This window comes from Dehalococcoidales bacterium (assembly GCA_028716225.1).
Taxonomy (GTDB): Bacteria; Chloroflexota; Dehalococcoidia; order Dehalococcoidales; family UBA5760; genus UBA5760.
The window spans coordinates 23,840-38,739 of record JAQUQE010000015.1 but is presented as its reverse complement, the minus strand read 5'-3'; the positions used below and the strand labels follow the sequence as shown (position 1 = coordinate 38,739).

22 protein-coding genes are annotated in these 14,900 nt (G+C 52.5%); all 22 read left to right on the top strand.

The genetic code is table 11. The features are described from left to right. The coding region (locus PHI12_09190) for a hypothetical protein (GenBank protein MDD5510974.1) at positions 1-458 on the top strand (458 nt) is incomplete at its 5' end. Between the two features lie 5 nt (positions 459-463). Beyond that, positions 464-1,912, top strand: coding sequence for a hypothetical protein (locus tag PHI12_09185; GenBank protein ID MDD5510973.1), 1,449 nt, complete (start codon positions 464-466; stop codon positions 1,910-1,912). A 93-nt stretch (positions 1,913-2,005) separates the two neighbouring features. Beyond that, complete coding sequence (locus PHI12_09180; protein ID MDD5510972.1) at positions 2,006-3,802, top strand: hypothetical protein; 1,797 nt, start codon at positions 2,006-2,008, stop codon at positions 3,800-3,802. Between the two features lie 26 nt (positions 3,803-3,828). Next, positions 3,829-5,442 (top strand): hypothetical protein, encoded by a 1,614-nt coding sequence (locus PHI12_09175; GenBank protein ID MDD5510971.1) that lies wholly within the window; start codon positions 3,829-3,831, stop codon positions 5,440-5,442. Positions 5,443-5,517: 75 nt separating this feature from the next. Next, positions 5,518-5,904 (top strand): hypothetical protein, encoded by a 387-nt coding sequence (locus tag PHI12_09170; protein MDD5510970.1) that lies wholly within the window; start codon positions 5,518-5,520, stop codon positions 5,902-5,904. A gap of 9 nt (positions 5,905-5,913) precedes the next feature. Next, the gene (locus tag PHI12_09165; protein ID MDD5510969.1) at positions 5,914-6,540 is read left to right on the top strand and encodes a hypothetical protein; all 627 of its coding nucleotides are present in this window, start codon (positions 5,914-5,916) and stop codon (positions 6,538-6,540) included. Beyond that, on the top strand, positions 6,537-6,845 hold the full coding sequence (locus PHI12_09160) for a hypothetical protein (GenBank protein ID MDD5510968.1): 309 nt from the start codon (positions 6,537-6,539) through the stop codon (positions 6,843-6,845). The genes PHI12_09165 and PHI12_09160 overlap by 4 nt, the downstream gene beginning before the upstream one ends. 17 nt (positions 6,846-6,862) lie before the next feature. Further along, positions 6,863-7,606 (top strand): hypothetical protein, encoded by a 744-nt coding sequence (locus PHI12_09155; protein ID MDD5510967.1) that lies wholly within the window; start codon positions 6,863-6,865, stop codon positions 7,604-7,606. Next, positions 7,603-8,229: a hypothetical protein gene (locus tag PHI12_09150; GenBank protein ID MDD5510966.1), complete on the top strand. Its 627-nt coding sequence runs from the start codon at positions 7,603-7,605 to the stop codon at positions 8,227-8,229. Before PHI12_09155 ends, PHI12_09150 begins: the two co-directional genes overlap by 4 nt. Positions 8,230-8,243: 14 nt before the next feature. Then, positions 8,244-9,110, top strand: a complete 867-nt coding sequence (locus PHI12_09145) for a hypothetical protein (protein MDD5510965.1) — start codon at positions 8,244-8,246, stop codon at positions 9,108-9,110. A gap of 20 nt (positions 9,111-9,130) precedes the next feature. After that, positions 9,131-9,718, top strand: coding sequence for a hypothetical protein (locus tag PHI12_09140; protein ID MDD5510964.1), 588 nt, complete (start codon positions 9,131-9,133; stop codon positions 9,716-9,718). A gap of 295 nt (positions 9,719-10,013) precedes the next feature. Further along, a complete protein-coding gene (locus tag PHI12_09135; protein ID MDD5510963.1) occupies positions 10,014-10,181 on the top strand; it encodes a hypothetical protein in 168 nt (55 codons plus the stop codon). Between the two features lie 10 nt (positions 10,182-10,191). Then, positions 10,192-10,515 (top strand): hypothetical protein, encoded by a 324-nt coding sequence (locus PHI12_09130; protein ID MDD5510962.1) that lies wholly within the window; start codon positions 10,192-10,194, stop codon positions 10,513-10,515. Beyond that, positions 10,499-11,038: a hypothetical protein gene (locus PHI12_09125; GenBank protein MDD5510961.1), complete on the top strand. Its 540-nt coding sequence runs from the start codon at positions 10,499-10,501 to the stop codon at positions 11,036-11,038. The genes PHI12_09130 and PHI12_09125 overlap by 17 nt, the downstream gene beginning before the upstream one ends. A gap of 2 nt (positions 11,039-11,040) precedes the next feature. After that, a complete protein-coding gene (locus PHI12_09120; GenBank protein ID MDD5510960.1) occupies positions 11,041-11,208 on the top strand; it encodes a hypothetical protein in 168 nt (55 codons plus the stop codon). Next, positions 11,209-11,724, top strand: coding sequence for a hypothetical protein (locus PHI12_09115; protein ID MDD5510959.1), 516 nt, complete (start codon positions 11,209-11,211; stop codon positions 11,722-11,724). Further along, on the top strand, positions 11,702-12,046 hold the full coding sequence (locus PHI12_09110) for a hypothetical protein (GenBank protein MDD5510958.1): 345 nt from the start codon (positions 11,702-11,704) through the stop codon (positions 12,044-12,046). Before PHI12_09115 ends, PHI12_09110 begins: the two co-directional genes overlap by 23 nt. Continuing rightward, entirely contained in the window at positions 12,043-12,351 is a 309-nt protein-coding gene (locus PHI12_09105) for a hypothetical protein (GenBank protein MDD5510957.1), read from the top strand. The genes PHI12_09110 and PHI12_09105 overlap by 4 nt, the downstream gene beginning before the upstream one ends. A gap of 11 nt (positions 12,352-12,362) precedes the next feature. Continuing rightward, a complete protein-coding gene (locus PHI12_09100) occupies positions 12,363-13,139 on the top strand; it encodes a hypothetical protein (protein ID MDD5510956.1) in 777 nt (258 codons plus the stop codon). After that, complete coding sequence (locus PHI12_09095; protein ID MDD5510955.1) at positions 13,139-13,948, top strand: hypothetical protein; 810 nt, start codon at positions 13,139-13,141, stop codon at positions 13,946-13,948. Before PHI12_09100 ends, PHI12_09095 begins: the two co-directional genes overlap by 1 nt. A gap of 14 nt (positions 13,949-13,962) precedes the next feature. Beyond that, a complete protein-coding gene (locus PHI12_09090; protein ID MDD5510954.1) occupies positions 13,963-14,157 on the top strand; it encodes a hypothetical protein in 195 nt (64 codons plus the stop codon). Positions 14,158-14,202: 45 nt separating this feature from the next. Beyond that, positions 14,203-14,898: a hypothetical protein gene (locus PHI12_09085; protein MDD5510953.1), complete on the top strand. Its 696-nt coding sequence runs from the start codon at positions 14,203-14,205 to the stop codon at positions 14,896-14,898. Positions 14,899-14,900 lie beyond the last annotated feature (2 nt).

Here is a 14,900-nt window from a genome sequence, read left to right as displayed (position 1 = left end):
CCAAAATAGAAGAGTCTATTGCAGAAAACGACTGGACGAAAATGTACGAGGCCAATATCGACCGAATCAGGACATCCCTTCATGGGCGGATTCGGGAGATTGAGGGGCGCGTGCCGAAGACGTACTACGCGAAGATTGCAGAGACCCGACTGGTTGACTTTGAAAAGGAGATCAGAGAATCCATGGGTATCTTAAGGTCTGTGTTCGCCGAAGTTTCAACGGGGTGCACGGGCTTGTCTTTTGGGGAGAAACAAGAGTTTTTAGGTGCCGTCCGTGACTCGCTGCTTGCTGAATCGCAAGTCGTTGTTGACTTGCTTGGTAAGGCCGATAAGTTGTTTGGGCGTTCTGGTTTGCCCATGATTGCGAAGGCACATGATCAATTGGCCGACCGAGCAAGAACCATGGCAATTGTGTTCGAGTATATGAAAGGTCGAGCACTGCCAACAAGCAAGGAGTAATGCAAATGAAACAGCCTGTAGTGAGAACGACTTTGGAAGAGGATTTCCGCGAACTTGGTCTTCCTATCGATATGAACGAAACCGCTCGCCGGGCCGGTGTGCAATCCGAGCAAGGCTGCGGCGACGATGACGAGGATGAGAAGGAAGAGCAAGACGGCGAGAAAGATGACGAGAAAGACGGCGAGGAAAAGACCGAGCGCAAGCGCGTGGTCAAGAAAGAAAGCCGAAAGGCCAAGCGGTCGCTGAAACGCGAGCAAGATGGCGAAGACGACGAAGAAGATGACGAAAAGAAGTCCGAACAAGACGACGAAGAAGATGACGAGAAAGAGAAATACGAGTCCAGAAAGCGTCGGTCCGTGAAGCGCGAGCAGGATGATTCCGAAGACGACGAGAAGAAATCCGAGCAAGACGGTGAAGACGACGACGAGGATGAGAAAGAGAAGTCCGAGTCGCGCAAGCGGAGTGTCCGTCGGTATCGCAAGGAGCAGGACGGCGAGGAGGTCATCGGCTGGGACAATAGCGACGACGACGAAGAAGAGGACGAGGTAGAAACCGAATCCAAGAAACGTCGTGCGGTGAAAGAAGCCAAGCGGAAAATCCGCAAGGAACAGGATGACGACGGCGAGGACGACTGGACCGATGACGATGAGGAAGAAGAACCGATGGAGTCCAAGCGGAAACGCGGCGTCAAGAAAGAGGATGCCAACGATCCCATCGACGGCCCATACGTCACCAAGGAGCTTCTGGACCGGATCGATGCTCTCCCGTTCGAGGCCATGCAGAAGGAAGACTTCGACGAGCTGCTTTCCGAGCTGAAGCTCAAGAAGCTTCCCAAGAACAACCCGGCGCTGCGGAAGATGGCGGAGAGCGTGGTTCGCAAGATCGTGGGCGGGGCGGCGAAGCGGATGAGAAAATACCGTTCCGGCTCCATGACCAAGGAGACCGTGTTCAAGTGCCCGACGGGTAAACGTGCCATCGGAGAGGGGCCGGGCAGGCGTCCCTGTGTACCGTCCCATGCGGCGGTCGGATCGGTCGGCAAGCTCAAACGAGAGGGTCGCCTGAAGAAGCTGTGGCGGCGCATGGGAAGCGGTCGCAGGTCGATCATGAGGTCGGATCGCTTGGCCAGGCGGCGTGGCGAGAGCTTGATGTCGCCGTTCGCGCAAGAGCTGATGCAGGTAACAGAGGGTATGACTACCTCGCGCTCGGGGCTGCGGGACGAGATCGTAGAGCGGGTCATTGTGATCCTCAATCTCTTGAACGAGGAGTTCGCGGACAAGTCCGTGTACGAAATCTACGAGGATGCGGCAAATACGCTGATCGACGCTTTCGAGGTCGGACGGCTCGACGAGGACGTGATGGACGACAACGAATTCATCGCGGAACTGGAACCGGTATTGAAGCTGATAACCAAGTCCTTTGCCAAGGTCGAGGACGGAGAGCTGGGAAACGAGTAGGCCGCTTGCCAGAGGAACTGGCGGCCCCGAGGCCGAGTGGTAAGCGGAAGAGGAGAACGGCGTACACTTCGGGAAGATTGGAGTTGGTTGGTTTTGAGTCGCAACGCAAACATACGCGAATGGATGGCAACCAAACGGATCGCAAAATCAGTCCCGAAGCGAGCCGAAAGCTCGACCGCAACCCACTTGCTCGAAAATCAGGTCTCCGGCACAAGAGCTGGAGAAAATGGGGATAAGATGGGCAAAACTCTTTTGGTTGAGGCAATTCCGTCGAAACTGGCTCTGGTTGAGGGCACGGGTGGCAAGCTCATAGCTCGAGGCGAATTCGGCCGGGTAGGTACTCCGACCGACAACGGCAGGACGTATCCGGAGAAGCTGATGCTTCGGGAAATAAAGAAGCTCGAACCGGATATGAAACGACGCCGAGTGCTAGGTGAGTTAGACCACCCGCAAGACGGTCGAACTTCCTTGAAGCGGGCGAGTCATGTGATAACGTCGTTGAAAATCAAAGATGGCATTGTGATTGGCGAAGCCGAAATACTGGGCACACCGGAAGGCAAGATTCTGAAAGCCCTGATCGATGCGGGTATAGAGGTTGGCGTTTCCAGTCGAGGATTTGGCTCTACTGCGCCGGGGGACGGCAATAACGAGGCTGAGGTGGTCCAGGACGATTTTTCGTTAAAAACCTACGATTTCGTCGCGGACCCGGCGGTGAGGTCGGCAGTGCCAGCCATCTACACAGAGGACTTGGATGATCCCTCAATCGCCAAGATGTTCATGGATGAGTTTCCAGAGATCGCCGAATCCTTGAAGGGTGGCGAAGGTGCACTCACGGAGTCGGCGGATGACAAGGACGCCAAAGCACTTAGGGAATCCGTGGTTGCGGAGCTGTCCGAGAACTTTGAGCGCAAGTTGAAAGATGCACTGGTAGAACAGCGAGAAGGGCTCGAAAGACAACTCCGTGAAGAGATCGGTAGCGATCCCGAGATCGGCGGTGCAAAGGCTGTGTTGGCGGCGATAGCCGATCTGGTCTCCGAATATCGCACGGATCTGAGTGATGCAGTGGTACGTGACGCCATGAAGGCAAAAGAGCTGGAAGTGGCGGAGGCCGTTGAGCAGCGAGATAAGGCGTTGTCTATGGCGAAGATGGCCGCGCATGGTCTTCATATCGAGCGGGCCATTTCGGGACATCCGATGGCGGAATCGATTCGTAAACTCATGCTCAACCGGACGTTCGAGAACGTGAAAGATGTCCAGGTGGCGTTGGATGCCATACTAGAGGATCTTCCTGCTGCAGACGACGTGGTATCAAAGGATGAAGCGCGGGTACGCGAAGAAAACGCGGAACTGCGAGGTAAAATCGCCCTGCTTGAAAGCAAGGTTGATGAGTTGGAAGGTAGAGTGCTCAAAGCTTCAAAGCTGGCCGAGCGAATAGACGAACAGCGGATTGCCGAGGTCAAGGAAGCGAACGAGAAGATTGCTGAAGTAGAGGATCTGCTTGAAGAGGCGCAAGCCAAGGCCGAAAAGGCCGAAGAGCGGATACGGACCATACAGGAATCTTCCAATCGCAGAGTTGAAGAAGCAAAGCTGCAAGCCTACAAGCTCGAAAAGGTTGCTGGGTTGCCAAATGGTAGAGAGTTGCTTGGATTGATGGAAAATGTCCAAGACCGTTCAGTCGTTGATGAGTTGGTGGAAAAGCGCGGGGTAAGGCGGATGGCAGACGAATCTCTCAATCAAATGCTCGATAGGGTCAAAAAGGGAAAGACCGGTTCGAGGATGCGGTTGGAAGAGGAGGGTGAAGAGCGTCACAATCGAAAGCGAATCAATGAGCTTGGACAAGACATGGATGAGCTTTCGGTATTGGCGGGGATTCAGCCATCCATTGACTGAAAACAACTTTCTATAGGAGCCAGACTATGAAGTCAGAAGCGAGACAAATCATTGAGCAGGCTGGACCCCGGAGTCTCCACGACGCGGGTTACGCGAATGCTTGCATCAAGAAGTGGGCAAAACTGCTGGAGAAAACCGACAACACGGACCCCATCCAGTTGCCGTACATCAAGAAGGTGACGGCGGTTCTCTTGGAGAACCAGATGGACCATCTCAAGTCCTTGAACGAGGATACGCTCTCGACAAACACGGGGTACTTCACCAAGTACGTTTTCCCGATCCTTCGCCGGGTGTGGCCGAACCTGATCGCCAATCAAATCGTGTCCGTCCAGCCGATGCCGTCGCCGGTATCCGGTATCTTCTACTACGAGAAGAAATACACCGACGAGAAGGGCTCGAAGGTCACGCCGAACGGTCTGACAGGCGTTCCTACGGACATGTCGTACAGCGGCAAGCTGAACGCGGGCGACGGTATGCAGCCGAACTTCGCACGCTACTACAGCTCCGAGTTCATCGACTACGACGCCGTGTGCACGAACACGGGCGTGGCGACTGCGACGCTGAACCAGGGGTCTGCAAACTGCGACACGGCAGAGTGGTCCCCGATCCGCGACAACGGGACGCTCGGACAGCGGACGTTCACGGTGAAGGCGTTCTACCGGATTCTCGACGCGGATAACGCGCTTGCTCCGCTCGAGGTTGTGGCGACCATGAACAACGCCGGTCACTTCATCGACGACGCGAACAGCAACGACGTGGGAACCTTCAGCATCACCAACGGAAACTGGGCGATCACACCGAAGGGAACCGGCGGAACGGCGTCCAACTTCGCGAGCAACACGGTCGTTTACCTCCAATACTACGTGAACTGGGAGTTGGTGTACCAGACGAGTGGAGCGAAGATCCCCAGCGTGTCCTTGGACATTTCGCTGCATACCGTGCAGGCCGAGAGCCGCAAGCTGAAAGCCAGATGGACGGTCGAAGCAGTGGACGACATGCGGGCGCTGCATGGCATGGAAGTCGAGACCGAGATCGTATCCACATTCTCCAACGAGGTCATGCTCGAGGTGGACCGCGAGATCATCGATGACCTGATCCAGGGTGCCCAGCACACCGCGACGTATACCTATTCGGCGACGATTCCGGGCGAGATCGAGACGATCCGCAACCTGCTCACGAAGATTTCCGCGATGTCGGCCCGTATCCACAAGACTTCGGGACGCGCACCGGCGAACTTCATCGTGTGCGGACCGGCCGTTCAGTCACTCCTCGATCAGCTTTCGACGCACGGTGACTACGCGGCTATCGAACAGAACATCCAGCCGACGGCCTACGGTCCACTCACGGCGGACTACGGCATCAGCAGGGTTGGAACGTTGCTCCGCAAGTGGGCGGTCTACGTGGACCCGTTCATGGATGAGACCAAGGTTCTCGTCGGTCTGAAGGGACGCAACTTCCTCGATGCCGGGTATGTGTACGCACCTTACGTGCCGCTCCAGGTCACTCCGACGTTCATGGACCCCGACGACTTCACGTTCCGCAAGGGCGTGCGGACGCGGTACGCGACGAAGATGCTGCGGGCCGAATACTACGGCGTGATCACTGTCAGCGGTCTGCCGACGGTAGTCACTACCCCGTAGTAGCGGGTTGGTAGCTTGTTGACCAGAGGGGCTGGGTCGGTATCGGCCCGGCCCCTTTTTTTTGAGGAGAAGAAAATGAAATACATCTTGAAGCGTGGGCAGAAGAAACAGGCGTTCGTAGGCACGAGGGTTAAGGTTGTCAATGGTGCCGTGATAACAACGATGGAGGATGTCGTCATGGAGCCGGGCAAGGTCGTGGATACGGATCTGGATCTGAGTGCGTGGTCAGCAATGATCGACGTGTTTCCAGAGCCGAAGTCCGAGGCCAAGAAAGTTCCTGTCGTAGAGCCGCCAGTATCTGTCCCGACAGGCGAGCCGGAAGTGCCTAACGAGATGGAAACGGAAAAACCGGAAGTTGTCGAGGAAGATATCCCAGACGAAGATGACACGGTTAGTCTGAAACCAGAGCCAGGTCATAAAAAGGACAAGGGCTCGCCGAAGGCAAAGAAGAAAAACAGATAGGGGGCCGAGATGTCGAGGGTGTTGCATGAGGGGCGTCTGGATGGCGCGGTCGATTTCGGTGCAATAGGTATCGGAGAGATGATCGACGTAGTGACGCTCATGGGATCGCCGGTGGCTACAGGGGAGGTCGTGGCTACTTCTCCGTTTGGTCTGTCTCTCAATAACGGGGCTTTTTATCGAGGCGATCTCCATTTGTTTGTTCCTTTAGTCGAAACCCCGACGATTGTAGCTGCGGATGCAATTCTTTCGGGGCCGGATGACCGCGTAGCTTCAAAGCTAAAGTCTCTCGGAGAGGCTGTTCCAATGTTTGAGGCGGAGAAGCTAGACAATAGGGACGATGACGAAAAGGAAGATGATGAATCGGAGAATCCTGTCGAGAAAATGCCGTTGGCCAATCCTGATTCCTCGGTGGATGTCGACAAATTGCCAGGCGAAATAAGGAAGGCGGTTGTGGCGACAACACAGATGGATTCCGAACAGCTCAATAGTGTTATGTCTGAGATAGGTGATTCCGTGGTCAAGGCGTTGAAGAGGGTCAACGTTAAGGATACAGAGGTTTACGTTGCGGCTGCCAGAATACAAAGGGCTATTTACCGGATACTCGCCGGTAAATCTCTAAAAAAGGCGGGGTCATGAAAAAAATAATTGAGCGACTACAAGGCACTGGTGCTGTTGACAAAGAATTTCTGAAAACGTTGGACAAAATGTCTGACATGGAAGATAGGAACGATCACAATGGGTTCGTCATCGAGGCGGCAAAGCTGGTTGGGTTGAAGAAGATTGCTCAGGCTATGGAACATGTGAGCAAAATCCATATGCTGCTTGGTGGCATGTCTGTTGGTCTGATTGAATTCCGGCGCGAGATGTCCGGGGTTATTCGGAAAGAGGCTCAGAACAAATTGAGCCCGGAAGAGTACGAGGCTTTCAGTAACGTCTTCTAAGTGAGGCATATATGCCGGTGAATTGCGGTAGAGATTGGCGTGACGACCGAGCTACGGTGAAGCTAAAAGAGTGGCTTTTGCGTAAGCTTGGCTGCGATGTTGTTGGCGTAGAGCTGTCTGACGATCAGCTAGAAGATGCAATCACGGAAGCGCAAGAATATTGGATGCAGTGGGTGGGTCGCGTGCGATCCGTGGAGCTTTTGGTGCAACCTGGAACCGTTGAGTATTCTGCGGATCTGCTTGGGCCTGATGTTGGAAGCGTGGTAGATGTATATTTTGATTCCCAGGGCGATGGTTTGCACGATGTGTTTGGGTGGGCCGATGTGGAGATCAATCCTTTTCAGTACGTGTATGAGGGACGCGGAGGGTATTCCGGTATTGTCCAGTACATGATGTACCGAGAATCGGCCAAGGCTATAGTAAGCGCAGACAAGGATTGGGAGTGGGACCATTCGAGGCAGATGTTGATCCTGTCGCCGTTGAACAGCGATACCAGGCGGGTCATGGTTGTTTATATGTCAAGATGTTTCGACTACCACTACCTGCGGCCTTACGAATGGAATTTGTTTCGGCAATACGCATTGGCGAAAGCAATGAAAACGCTGGCGAATATAAGGATGAAGTTTCCTGAGAAACCAAGTGCGACGGGGGCGTTCTCGATGGACGGCGATACCATGTACGCTAATGCCGAAACGATTGAGCTAAACATCGAGGAAAAGGTTCGCCAGATGTCGCATCCGACAGGAATTCTAACAGGATGACTAGATTAATTGTAAAAAGAGGGGATCGCTATGGAAATCTTGTTGTAATTCAAGATTCAGAAAACCTCAATGGTCTTAGAATGATGTATTGCAAGTGCGATTGTGGGAATACCAAAATTGTATCATTAAAAAACCTAAGAAACGGATGCACTAAAAGCTGTGGATGTTTACATAGAAAAGGAAGAATTACACATGGCATGAGTGGTTCTAGTGAATACAAAATTTGGCAAAATATGAAATATAGATGTTTATATCCTACTCATCCTGAATTTATTCACTACGGAGGAAGAGGGATAGGGGTATGTGATCGGTGGAAAGATTTTGCTTTCTTTTTTGAGGACATGGGAAGGCGGCCGAGTCGAAATCATACTTTGGATAGAATAGACAACGATGGTGATTATTGTCCTGAAAATTGTCAATGGTCAACATGGGTTGTCCAGCACAGAAACAGAAGCAATAACAGAATTATATCTATATCTGGGGTTTCAAAACCGCTTGTTGAATGGGTGGAAGAGCTTGGTGTAAATTATAAGATGGTCTATAGTAGACTGGCAAGAGGATGGACTGAAGAGTCGGCTCTTTTTGGAAAATCATACCATCCTACGAGTATAATGACCGGGTAACTGGAGGTAAAAAGATGAGAGAACTCATTGAGAAATTCAAACAACAGACGGAAGAGATTCTGAGCGAGGGGGATCGCAAGGCGATTGGTGTGCGCGACTATCGGGAGGCCATGAAGCGGATCGATGAGCGCGTTCAAGATTCGGTCTCTTCCTACAACAACCAGTATATCGGTCATCCCTTGGTGCCGATACAGGGCAAGGACAGCGATTCTGAACTGATTTTCAGGTTCGAGGATTACGAAGATGCCGAGGACATGTACTACTTCTTCGTCGAATCCAAGCTGCTCGAACCCGGCGAGGTGGTGCTGCGGGACATCGAGGGACAGCACTCGGTGGCGTTCATGCCGCATGTCATCGTGACCAAGCCGGAGATCATAGAGGCGGCGCTCCTCGTATACGAGGATCAGTTGGTTCTCGAAGACGAGGAAGACGAAGAGGCGTTCGAGGCGCTGGTCGTCAATCTATCGAAGTCGCTGTCAGAAACGTACAACAAGGTGGCGGGGGCTCCGAAACGCAAACCCGGCATGGGCAATCCGTTTCATGACAAGGACGGAAAGTTTGCTGGCGTGAAAAAAGCTGCTGGCCAAAAGGGCGGTTCCTGGGCGATAGCGAAGACAAAGCTTAAATTCACGGGCAAGGGAAAGACGGCAGATGGCAAAGGTATTTTAGGGAAATACGGCTCTACCAGCCATCCGTGCGGACGCGCGGCTCGAGAAGCGGGTGACAACAGACGGTGCTGGGACGGATCGGAACTGGAAGGGCTTGACCTGCCGCTCGGAAGGGCGCTTGCCGAGGCAATGCGTAACAAAATCGCGGGCAAGGAAGAGTCCGTCTTTGACATGTCGACCTTGATGGAGTTGCGGCGTAAATATAGCGTCTGACCTTTCCACCGGAGGGATAGATGGGGTGCAAAGGCCGGGGCAATATCTACGGGGCTCAGGACGCCGAATATCTAGCAGCGCAAGATGCTGAACGGATAGAGCTGTCTGGGACGACAGCGGAATATTACTCACTAAATCGCGGCAAAAATGTGGACGCTTTGTATGGTGAGCCGGATAACGATCCTTTGTATGGAGGGACGAATCCCAGGTCGCCACGGGGGACACCGCAAACGCATAAGATGTCCTGGAATTTTTGCCCGGATATTGCAAGTGGCGATTCTCCGCTGAACGTTCTTTGTGCTGTCGAATACGTGGAGGCAGATAATCGAACGCCGTCGGTGCGTTCCGAAGGGAAAGTCGTCGAGTACGATGCGATCATGAGCATGTCCAAGACTCATTGGGTATGCGCGATTGCTGAATCTGGGTTGGTTTGCATGAACAATCGCGTTCCGAAGGAAGGGGACGTGGTATATGTTTTTGGCGAATGGTGGGATGTGGTTCGTGTTGGTGCCAGCGGGAATGTTCTGGGTACGCCGGTGACTATTGGTTACCGGTTCGAGCTGAAGCGCAGAAGTCAATTCGTGCCCGAGCGGAAATTGGAGGCGTAGGATGATTACTGCTGAAATGGCTGAACGCTTGATTGATACTGGATTGAATGCTGTATGTGCATGGTGTGAGCATTACCACGATGCGCTAGACAGGCCAGGAGGGGGCATGGTTTCTTGCGGGAAGGACTGCGGTGGTCCTGCAATGGGTAGGGCTTTCCCTCAATACAAGGGGCCAATGGAAGGGTATTTGCACGCTTTCTGCTTGATCTGTGGGAAGTCTTCGGATGCGACGCTGGCGATTGGGGGCCGGTCTTTGGGGGTTTGCAACCGACAGTGCTCGGATGGTGTGACCTGTATGGAAAAGATAAAGGGTGTGCTGGCGATGAAGAAGGTAGTAGTCAAGGAACGAGTGGTTCCTATAGTGGGAGACGGGGACGTATACGTAAGGTACACGGAAAACTCAAGGCTGCTGTTGGATTTTTCGGGGGGCAGCGCACAGGCGAGTTCAATAACGAAATTCTGAGGTATTTGAAATGGATCACGAATTCGTAAGTTGGGTGATATTCGGAACGGTCATTTTGATATCTATTATAGGGGTGGTTACTTTATGTATTGTGGCAAGGTTGTACAGGATGCACGATGTCCGCAATCCGGATGGGCAATACGCTTGGATGGTGCCGAAGGAGTGGGCTGACTTGGCAAACAGCTTAACAGCTAGTCAAGAACGAATAGTCGCGGCATTTGCCGAGTTGAGTGTCAGTGGCCAACAGGAAAGGAAACTGTTGGAGCATTTGGTAAATGCTGCATTTTCGCTCACAGAAGAGATAAACGGGCTCAAAAATGCTAAAAAAGGATGAATCGAACGATCTAGATGTTCAGCGTTTGTATAGGTTGTATTCCGACTTGTCGGAAAGCAACAGGGCGCTGGCCAAATCGATGGTACAGGTTGAGAAGGCGATTGCTGAGCAGACCATCATAATCAAGGCGTTTGATACCAAGCACACCGAGCATGATAGACGACTGGAACGGCACGAGGAGCGTATTCGTGTCGTAGAACGCAAGCAAGATACATGCGGCGCTGAATCGCAGATTCGGGGTATTTGGCACCATATCAAGCGTTTGAATGCTTTTAAGGACATGATTACCGATAGATCGGCAGATGATAGCAAGGTCATTGATATACATGCGATACGGATGCAGGAGATGGCCGCAAAAGATGTTGCTGCCTTGCGTAGCACAGCTTTTCGGTGGATACCCTGGCTGCTGGTGGCGTTTGCGATGGGAATCGCTCTGGCCACTATGTTGATTGTCCAAACCGTGCGGGGGGATGCGCTGATTCAGTTGCCGAGCCCGCCGAAGATCCAAGTGAAAGGCGAGTAAAAATGAGAAAGTTGATAGAGAGAATCGAACAGGACGCAGCGGGGCTTGGTCCGGGTGGAATCTGCAAGTGTCCCAATTGCGGCTATGAAGAGGAACACAAAACGAGCGAGCCGTGCGGTCAAATAGAGTGCCCCAAGTGCGGGGCCAGGATGGGTCGACTGGTGCCATAAGTGCTCGCTGATTTGGACCAAAGCCTTGTCGTTCTTCAGCTATACGGCTTGAATCCAGACGGGTCTGAGAAGACGGATATTGTCAGCGGCACTGTCCGTGTTTATAGTATTGTCAGCGGTAGTGAGGTTGACATTCTGGCGGCGACTCCTTTGGTGCATGTGGGGGGATCAAAGTGGCGGTACAACTGGCTTCCTGCGGCATTGCCGGTCGGCCAATACGTCGTTGAATACGACTTGGTAGATAGCCGGGGGCAAGAGACGCTGGTTGCCGAAGATTTGATTGTCAGAGATATTGCCGAGCAGGCTATGCTCGCGGATGTACATTCGCGGGTGATTTTGCTGCAGGACGACTTGGCTATCGTTCGCAAGGTGGAGACAGGGCGTTGGCGGATAGTCGATAACCAGATGATTTTTTACGATGACGACGCGACTACGCAGCTACTTGTTTTCAATCTGTATGACGAGGCTTCTTTGCCGTCCATGGAGCGTGTTTTTGAACGGAGGCGAACAGTTTGAATCACATTGTCACCCGTGGACTTGGGCCAAATCACTTGATCGCTACCCGTGGATACGGGGTATCGGGATTTGCGAAAGTGTGGCGCGAACTGTTGCGGTTGACTTCAAAAATCAGCCGAAGGCTCGATTTGGTATCACCATGGAAGAGACAGACAAACTGTGCTTGACATCACAGCTTGAAATGCGTTTGTTGTTGGTTTCCCTGTTGGGGATGGTGATGGATTTAAATTCCGGTGTATCGAGGACCATGGCTGAGACATCCGCTATCGGCAAAAATATCAACTTGACATCCAAGCTAAATCTTGTGGAATTGATACGATGACTGTGTGCTCAAATTGTGATTTGCCGGGAAAATACTACGTTGGAGACGTGGGGACCGAGATCATCGTCGATACTTGTTCGGATATTTCCACATCGACGGTGCGGGATCTCTTGGTAGAAAAGCCAGATGGTACGCGGGTTACATGGCACGGATCTGTTTACGAAACGACAAAGATACGGTATGTTGTTCGAGCCGGGGATTTCGACCAGGCAGGCGAGTATTCCCTGCAGGCTTACGTTGAGATGCCGGGATGGACGGGCAAAGGAAATACGGTGACATTCAAAGTGACAGGCGAATTCGCCTAGACGGAGGGACCATGGGCAATTTTAGGGACTTGATTGAAGAAATAGAGGGAATCGTTCGTGGCGATGCCAAGGCTTCGGGTGCGGCGGCGAAGCTGGAGGAGAACTGGGAGGGTGTGAACCTGACCGAGGATTCTGCAGGCTGGGGGCCAGGGACGAGCGTCAAATGGGTGGCTTTGCTCATTGAGGGGTTGTCCAAGGAAATCGGAGAAGAAAAGGCGATCCAGGAAGTGCAAAAATGGATCAACGAGGCATGGACCTATGCCATTTCGCCGGAGGAGAAGAACGTGACTCCGGACGTGGGGACCATAGACGAGCCGTCGTATGCGTTGGTGCCTCGCGGGTGGCGTGGTCGCGCATCCGGGCTTACTCCGTCGGCTGATGAGATGATGACGGTCATCCTGAAGACGCTTATGAATAAGCCGCCAAAACCGATTCTTGAGTTTCCTGTCGAAGTTGCCAAGGAGATTTGGCAGGATGCGCTCGGAAAAGCACTCAATAAAGGTATCGGCGTGAAGTGGGAACTCGACAAGAAGACGGGCATTCAGTATCCGATGCCGGACTACTCGGTCATATACGGGATGTGGAAGGATATGGTCGAAAAGATAGTCGGCGTCCGTCCGTCTCGGGAGAAGGACGTGAAGATGATGCACGCGCTCGACAACGCAGCCGAGGAAGCCGCCAAGGATCTGGCCAAGGGATTCGAGGTCGTTGGCAAGGAACGCGGAACGCAGGCATCCACGATTCTCCGTGGCCGCAAAGGGCATCCCGAATTGAAAGCTACCAAGTAGTGACCGGCCGCTACGACATTAGGCTCTCTAAAAACAGCAAAAAAGCACTACAGAACGCCAAAAAAAAATGGATTTCTCGATACCACGAGGCAAAATCCATGTTTTTGGTTGATGTTGGCAATTACTTGCTGAATGAGATCAAGAAGCTACATCCCAAAGCTACCGTGGGCAGCGGAGAAATAGACTACGGGGACGCTTTGCGGGTTGCGATCTTAAAAGAGGAACAGACCGAGGATGTCATTGCGATCTACCTGGACAAGTCGGAAATAGATGTGACGGTGGATAACGCATCGAGTACTGCGTTATATTTTGTTCCTCTTCAATCGTCACCAGCGTGGGTGGTTGTTCTTGGGCGGTATAGTCCGTGGCCAGCGGCATTGGTGCCTGTCGCGGTCCAAAGAGGCCAAGCAAAGGTCTTCTCTCGAACGGCGCGTCCTGACGAATTGACGGCGATTGCCGAGCGTCTGTATGCGAACAAGAACAAGATTGAACGAGAGCTTGTTGATGCGGGTGCGGCTGCGCCAGAGATAGGTAATTTCGAGCACGCGATAGGTTTATCGGTAACGCCTGATTTGGGGCACGATGTGTTGAGGCGCGAGCTGGGAATGGACGGGAAAAAGTCACAGCCGGTATGGAGACCGGCATTCCAGGCTACGCGCCAATACGCCAAGGAATGCGTAGGGAAGATTACTGAGTACATATTGACGGGCAAAAATCAATTCGCATTGCCAGAAAATTCTGATACAGTAGACTCGTCAATTGTTAAGGAAGGCATTGAATTTGCCAGAAAAATGTCGAAAATTTTATAGCTGAGAGGTGAAAGATGTCCGGCGATAAGAAAAAAGTAAAAGATTCTGATAAGTTGAACAGCTTAAATACGGCGTTGCAGGGGGTAGAGAATGACCTTCTCCATCGTGCACTCGAGCGGAGCCGTGATGAAGTGGACCATGCGTTCGATTTCATCAATAAGGCGGCCGAGGCTGGGGCGATAACGGTGGAGCCGGGCGAAGGCGAGTAGAGACTACGCGCACTCAAGTGCGCTACCTTTGCAGTTAGGCATCGGATGACGATTCTTGGAACGGTAGATATACGAGACTTTGATCTCGGATGTTTTTTGAGTCTCGGTGCCGAGCTGAGTCAGTTCGTTATAGACGGCGAATCCAGAAATCAGTACGTAGTAGAGGTTCCGGGTGTCGATACAGACCTGGAACGTTTTCAGGGTAAAATTCCGGTGTTTTTTGATGCGCCCGAAGACCCGTACCAGGATTTTATTCTTCCATCGTTTGTTTTCAGGAAGAACGACTACACTCCTGCATACGAGCGCCAGCCGTTGACGGGGACGGTTGCCAGAGCGCCAGCGCCGGGAGCCGAGAAGATTGTTCTGGCGAACGGTATGGTGGGATGGTCTGCATATGTTGAGCAGCTTCGGGGCGATCCGTATGACATCACTTATGACTTGACGATCCACGGACGGCGGGCGATGGAGTCGAACCGGATGCTTAAATTCGTCATGGTCAAGATGAGACCACCGTGGTTTTGTTTTAAAGTAATAGACAGTCTTGGAGACGTTCGTTATTATGATGCAGGAGAGATGTCGTTTTCAAATACATCCGAATTGGCTGACATCGCTGACCGTACACAGTCGTCCACTGTGTCATTTACGGTTCGTGCGGAAATCGATACTTGGGAGGATGTGCCTTATTCCTCGATGTACGATCCACGCTTGCGGGTTCAGTCGGGTGTTGAAGGGAGGACTTGATC

What these genes read in the sequence shown, in the direction of transcription:
- PHI12_09185 (MDD5510973.1), top strand. Translation starts at nt 464, where the DNA reads ATGAAACAGCCTGTAGTGAGAACGACTTTGGAAGAGGATTTCCGCGAA.
- PHI12_09175 (MDD5510971.1), top strand. Translation starts at nt 3,829, where the DNA reads ATGAAGTCAGAAGCGAGACAAATCATTGAGCAGGCTGGACCCCGGAGT.
- PHI12_09170 (MDD5510970.1), top strand. Translation starts at nt 5,518, where the DNA reads ATGAAATACATCTTGAAGCGTGGGCAGAAGAAACAGGCGTTCGTAGGC.
- PHI12_09165 (MDD5510969.1), top strand. Translation starts at nt 5,914, where the DNA reads ATGTCGAGGGTGTTGCATGAGGGGCGTCTGGATGGCGCGGTCGATTTC.
- PHI12_09160 (MDD5510968.1), top strand. Translation starts at nt 6,537, where the DNA reads ATGAAAAAAATAATTGAGCGACTACAAGGCACTGGTGCTGTTGACAAA.
- PHI12_09150 (MDD5510966.1), top strand. Translation starts at nt 7,603, where the DNA reads ATGACTAGATTAATTGTAAAAAGAGGGGATCGCTATGGAAATCTTGTT.
- PHI12_09145 (MDD5510965.1), top strand. Translation starts at nt 8,244, where the DNA reads ATGAGAGAACTCATTGAGAAATTCAAACAACAGACGGAAGAGATTCTG.
- PHI12_09140 (MDD5510964.1), top strand. Translation starts at nt 9,131, where the DNA reads ATGGGGTGCAAAGGCCGGGGCAATATCTACGGGGCTCAGGACGCCGAA.
- PHI12_09135 (MDD5510963.1), top strand. Translation starts at nt 10,014, where the DNA reads ATGGAAAAGATAAAGGGTGTGCTGGCGATGAAGAAGGTAGTAGTCAAG.
- PHI12_09130 (MDD5510962.1), top strand. Translation starts at nt 10,192, where the DNA reads ATGGATCACGAATTCGTAAGTTGGGTGATATTCGGAACGGTCATTTTG.
- PHI12_09125 (MDD5510961.1), top strand. Translation starts at nt 10,499, where the DNA reads ATGCTAAAAAAGGATGAATCGAACGATCTAGATGTTCAGCGTTTGTAT.
- PHI12_09120 (MDD5510960.1), top strand. Translation starts at nt 11,041, where the DNA reads ATGAGAAAGTTGATAGAGAGAATCGAACAGGACGCAGCGGGGCTTGGT.
- PHI12_09105 (MDD5510957.1), top strand. Translation starts at nt 12,043, where the DNA reads ATGACTGTGTGCTCAAATTGTGATTTGCCGGGAAAATACTACGTTGGA.
- PHI12_09100 (MDD5510956.1), top strand. Translation starts at nt 12,363, where the DNA reads ATGGGCAATTTTAGGGACTTGATTGAAGAAATAGAGGGAATCGTTCGT.
- PHI12_09090 (MDD5510954.1), top strand. Translation starts at nt 13,963, where the DNA reads ATGTCCGGCGATAAGAAAAAAGTAAAAGATTCTGATAAGTTGAACAGC.
- PHI12_09085 (MDD5510953.1), top strand. Translation starts at nt 14,203, where the DNA reads ATGACGATTCTTGGAACGGTAGATATACGAGACTTTGATCTCGGATGT.